The following is a 4,409-nucleotide window of genomic DNA, read 5'->3' as shown; positions in this document are numbered from 1 at the left end:
CCGAACTCAGAAGTGAAACGCCGTAGCGCCGATGGTAGTGTGGGGTCTCCCCATGCGAGAGTAGGGAACTGCCAGGCATCAAATTTAGCAGAAGGCCCGCTCGGAAGACTGGGCCTTTTTGCGTTTCTACAAACTCTCCCTGTCGTCATAACTACAAGCCATCCCCCCACAGATACGGTAAACTAGCCTCGTTTTTGCATCAGGAAAGCAGCTATGAACCACTCCTTAAAACCCTGGAACACATTTGGCATTGATCATAATGCTCAGCACATTGTATGTGCCGAAGACGAACAACAATTACTCAATGCCTGGCAGTATGCAACCGCAGAAGGACAACCCGTTCTTATTCTGGGTGAAGGAAGTAATGTACTTTTTCTGGAAGACTATCGCGGCACGGTGATCATCAACCGGATCAAAGGTATCGAAATTCATGATGAACCTGATGCGTGGTATTTACATGTAGGAGCCGGAGAAAACTGGCATCGCCTGGTAAAATACACTTTGCAGGAAGGTATGCCTGGTCTGGAAAATCTGGCATTAATTCCTGGTTGTGTCGGCTCATCACCTATCCAGAATATTGGTGCTTATGGCGTAGAATTACAGCGAGTTTGCGCTTATGTTGATTGTGTTGAACTGGCGACAGGTAAGCAAGTGCGCTTAACTGCCAAAGAGTGCCGTTTTGGCTATCGCGACAGTATTTTTAAACATGAATACCAGGATCGCTTCGCCATTGTAGCCGTAGGTCTGCGTCTGCTAAAAGAGTGGCAACCTGTACTAACGTATGGTGACTTAACTCGTCTGGATCCTACAACAGTAACGCCACAGCAAGTATTTAATGCGGTGTGTCATATGCGCACCACCAAACTCCCTGATCCAAAAGTGAATGGCAATGCCGGTAGTTTCTTCAAAAACCCTGTTGTATCTGCCGAAACGGCTAAAGCATTACTGGCGCAATTTCCAACAGCACCAAATTACCCCCAGGCGGGTGGTTCAGTAAAACTGGCAGCAGGTTGGCTTATTGATCAGTGCCAGCTAAAAGGGATGCAAATGGGTGGGGCTGCGGTGCACCGTCAACAGGCGTTAGTTCTCATTAATGAAGACAATGCAAAAAGCGAAGATGTGGTGCAACTGGCACACCATGTAAGACAAAAAGTGGGTGAAAAATTTAATGTCTGGCTTGAGCCTGAAGTCCGCTTTATTGGTGCATCAGGTGAAGTGAGCGCAGTGGAGACAATTTCATGAAGGATAACACCGTGCCACTGAAATTGATTGCCCTGTTAGCGAACGGTGAATTTCACTCTGGCGAGCAGTTGGGTGAAACGCTGGGAATGAGCCGGGCGGCTATTAATAAACACATTCAGACACTGCGTGACTGGGGCGTTGATGTCTTTACCGTTCCGGGTAAAGGATACAGCCTGCCTGAGCCCATCCAGTTACTTAATGCTGAACAGATATTGGGTCAGCTGGATGGCGGTAGTGTAGCCGTGCTGCCAGTTATTGACTCCACGAATCAGTACCTTCTTGATCGTATCGGAGAGCTTAAATCGGGCGATGCCTGTGTTGCAGAATACCAGCAGGCTGGCCGTGGTCGCCGGGGGCGGAAATGGTTTTCGCCTTTTGGCGCAAACTTATATTTGTCGATGTTCTGGCGTCTGGAACAAGGCCCGGCGGCGGCGATTGGTTTAAGTCTGGTTATCGGTATCGTGATGGCGGAAGTATTACGCAAGCTGGGAGCAGATAAAGTTCGTGTCAAATGGCCTAATGACCTCTATCTGCAGGATCGCAAGCTGGCAGGCATTCTTGTGGAGCTGACTGGCAAAACTGGCGATGCGGCGCAAATAGTCATTGGAGCCGGGATCAACATGGCAATGCGCCGTGTTGAAGAGAGTGTCGTTAATCAGGGGTGGATCACGCTGCAGGAAGCGGGGATCAATCTCGATCGTAATACGTTGGCGGCCATGCTAATACGTGAATTACGTGCTGCGTTGGAACTCTTCGAACAAGAAGGATTGGCACCTTATCTGTCGCGCTGGGAAAAGCTGGATAATTTTATTAATCGCCCAGTGAAACTTATCATTGGTGATAAAGAAATATTTGGCATTTCACGCGGAATAGACAAACAGGGGGCTTTATTACTTGAGCAGGATGGAATAATAAAACCCTGGATGGGCGGTGAAATATCCCTGCGTAGTGCAGAAAAATAAGAAAGGGGAGTATTCGCTCCCCTGCAAATTATTTGCGTAGTCTGACCTCTTCTACCGCATGATTAGCACTTTTCGTCAGGATTAAACTGGCGCGCTCACGAGTAGGTAGAATATTTTGCTTTAAGTTCAGCCAGTTGATCTCTTTCCACAATGTCATGGCAGTCTTAATCGCTTCTTCTTTAGTTAATTTCGCGTAGTTATGAAAATAGGAATCCGGGTCGGTAAAAGCCCCTTCGCGGAATTTCAGGAAACGGTTGATATACCACGTCTGAAGTAAGTCTTCCGGTGCATCAACATATATCGAAAAATCGACAAAATCAGAAACAAATACATGATGTGGATCGTGTGGATAATCCATTCCGCTCTGTAAGACATTTAACCCTTCAAGAATTAAAATATCAGGCTGAACAACAGTTTTATCTCCATCCGGGATCACATCATAAATAAGATGCGAGTAAACAGGGGCTGTAACGTTTGGCACGCCGGACTTGAGATCGGAAACAAACTTCACCAGGCGATGCATATCATACGATTCCGGGAAGCCTTTCTTCTTCATCAGACCACGTTCTTTCAGAACCTGATTAGGGTGAAGGAAGCCATCTGTAGTGATCAGTTCAACACGACGATGTTCCGGCCAACGGCTTAATAGCGCCTGCAATACACGGGCGGTTGTACTTTTCCCCACCGCGACACTACCAGCAATACTGATAATGTAAGGAATGCGTTGCCCGTTGGTACCAAGAAACTGTTCCAGAACTGCCTGACGGCGCAGATTCGAGCTTATATAGAAGTTCAGCAAACGTGACAGAGGTAAATAGATCTCGGCAACTTCTTCTAACGAGAGATCTTCATTAATACCTTTGAGACGGGCGATCTCATCTTCCGATAACGTCATAGGTACGGAATCACGCTGAGCTGCCCACTGGTTGCGGTCAAACTGTAGGTAAGGCGTCATTAACGTTTGCTCTTTTATACTCATAAGCATGTTTCTGGCGGTCATAGCTCTATCGGCAAAGCGATATTTGCCATGGCGCGTCACAGTTCTGTTGAATGGGTTAATGGGCAGGAGGGTAACACCAGATGGGGAGGAATAATAAGAAAAAATCTCTCCCAGGAAGCTATCGTTGAAAAGCAATGTGACAGATATTCCATCTGATAAGAAGAATTATGGTTTAGCAGGAGCGCATTGTTGAGCACAATGATGTTGAAAAAGTGTGCTAATCTGCCCTCCATTCGGCTGTTTCTTCATCGTGTTGCATAAAATGTGACCAATAAAACAAATTATGCAATTTTTTAGTTGCATGAACTCGCATGTCTCCATAGAATGCGCGCTACTTGATGCCGACTTAGCTCAGTAGGTAGAGCAACTGACTTGTAATCAGTAGGTCACCAGTTCGATTCCGGTAGTCGGCACCATCAAGTCCGGTGGGGTTCCCGAGCGGCCAAAGGGAGCAGACTGTAAATCTGCCGTCACAGACTTCGAAGGTTCGAATCCTTCCCCCACCACCAATTTCGGCCACGCGATGGCGTAGCCCGAGACGATAAGTTCGCTTACCGGCTCGAATAAAGAGAGCTTCTCTCGATATTCAGTGCAGAATGAAAATCAGGTAGCCGAGTTCCAGGATGCGGGCATCGTATAATGGCTATTACCTCAGCCTTCCAAGCTGATGATGCGGGTTCGATTCCCGCTGCCCGCTCCAAGATGTGCTGATATAGCTCAGTTGGTAGAGCGCACCCTTGGTAAGGGTGAGGTCGGCAGTTCGAATCTGCCTATCAGCACCACTTCTTTTCTCCTCCCTGTTTTTTCCTTCTGTTTATTGCATTCAACAAGTCGGGCATGTTGCCTGGTTGATGTGGTGATATCACCGATTTATCCGTGTCTTAGAGGGACAATCGATGTCTAAAGAAAAGTTTGAACGTACAAAACCGCACGTTAACGTCGGTACTATCGGCCACGTTGACCATGGTAAAACAACGCTGACCGCTGCAATCACTACCGTACTGGCTAAAACCTACGGCGGTGCTGCTCGCGCATTCGACCAGATCGATAACGCGCCGGAAGAAAAAGCTCGTGGTATCACCATCAACACTTCTCACGTTGAATACGACACCCCGACCCGTCACTACGCACACGTAGACTGCCCGGGGCACGCCGACTATGTTAAAAACATGATCACCGGTGCTGCTCAGATGGACGGCGCGATC

General features: G+C 47.7%; 4 protein-coding genes, 4 tRNA genes and 1 rRNA gene. 8 read left to right on the top strand and 1 reads right to left on the bottom strand.

All coding sequences use genetic code 11. The features are described from left to right. From rrf to birA, 3 genes are all read left to right on the top strand, one after another. Positions 1-77 (top strand): 5S ribosomal RNA (rrf, locus tag BFF42_RS28580); the annotation flags it as partial. Positions 78-213: 136 nt separating this feature from the next. Beyond that, on the top strand, positions 214-1,242 hold the full coding sequence (gene murB / locus BFF42_RS11585) for a UDP-N-acetylmuramate dehydrogenase (protein ID WP_001016691.1): 1,029 nt from the start codon (positions 214-216) through the stop codon (positions 1,240-1,242). Beyond that, positions 1,239-2,204, top strand: a complete 966-nt coding sequence (gene birA / locus BFF42_RS11580) for a bifunctional biotin--[acetyl-CoA-carboxylase] ligase/biotin operon repressor BirA (protein ID WP_000654614.1) — start codon at positions 1,239-1,241, stop codon at positions 2,202-2,204. Before murB ends, birA begins: the two co-directional genes overlap by 4 nt. Before the next feature lie 28 nt (positions 2,205-2,232). Here birA and coaA read toward each other — a convergent pair whose 3' ends face one another. Continuing rightward, positions 2,233-3,183, bottom strand: coding sequence for a type I pantothenate kinase (gene coaA / locus BFF42_RS11575; protein WP_000023091.1), 951 nt, complete (start codon positions 3,181-3,183; stop codon positions 2,233-2,235). A gap of 361 nt (positions 3,184-3,544) precedes the next feature. Between coaA and BFF42_RS11570 the strand changes: the two genes are divergently transcribed. The 5 genes from BFF42_RS11570 to BFF42_RS11550 form a co-directional block, all read left to right on the top strand. Then, positions 3,545-3,620, top strand: a tRNA-Thr gene (locus tag BFF42_RS11570). An 8-nt stretch (positions 3,621-3,628) separates the two neighbouring features. After that, positions 3,629-3,713: transfer RNA gene (locus tag BFF42_RS11565), tRNA-Tyr, on the top strand. A 116-nt stretch (positions 3,714-3,829) separates the two neighbouring features. After that, positions 3,830-3,904, top strand: a tRNA-Gly gene (locus BFF42_RS11560). A gap of 6 nt (positions 3,905-3,910) precedes the next feature. Further along, positions 3,911-3,986: transfer RNA gene (locus BFF42_RS11555), tRNA-Thr, on the top strand. A gap of 114 nt (positions 3,987-4,100) precedes the next feature. After that, on the top strand, positions 4,101-4,409 hold a 309-nt coding region (locus BFF42_RS11550; RefSeq protein WP_000031690.1), incomplete at its 3' end, for a GTP-binding protein.

The sequence above is a fragment of the Shigella sp. FC1661 genome, from assembly GCF_001712525.1.
GTDB lineage: Bacteria > Pseudomonadota > Gammaproteobacteria > Enterobacterales > Enterobacteriaceae > Escherichia > Escherichia coli.
This window is presented reverse-complemented; position numbering and strand designations above follow the sequence as displayed.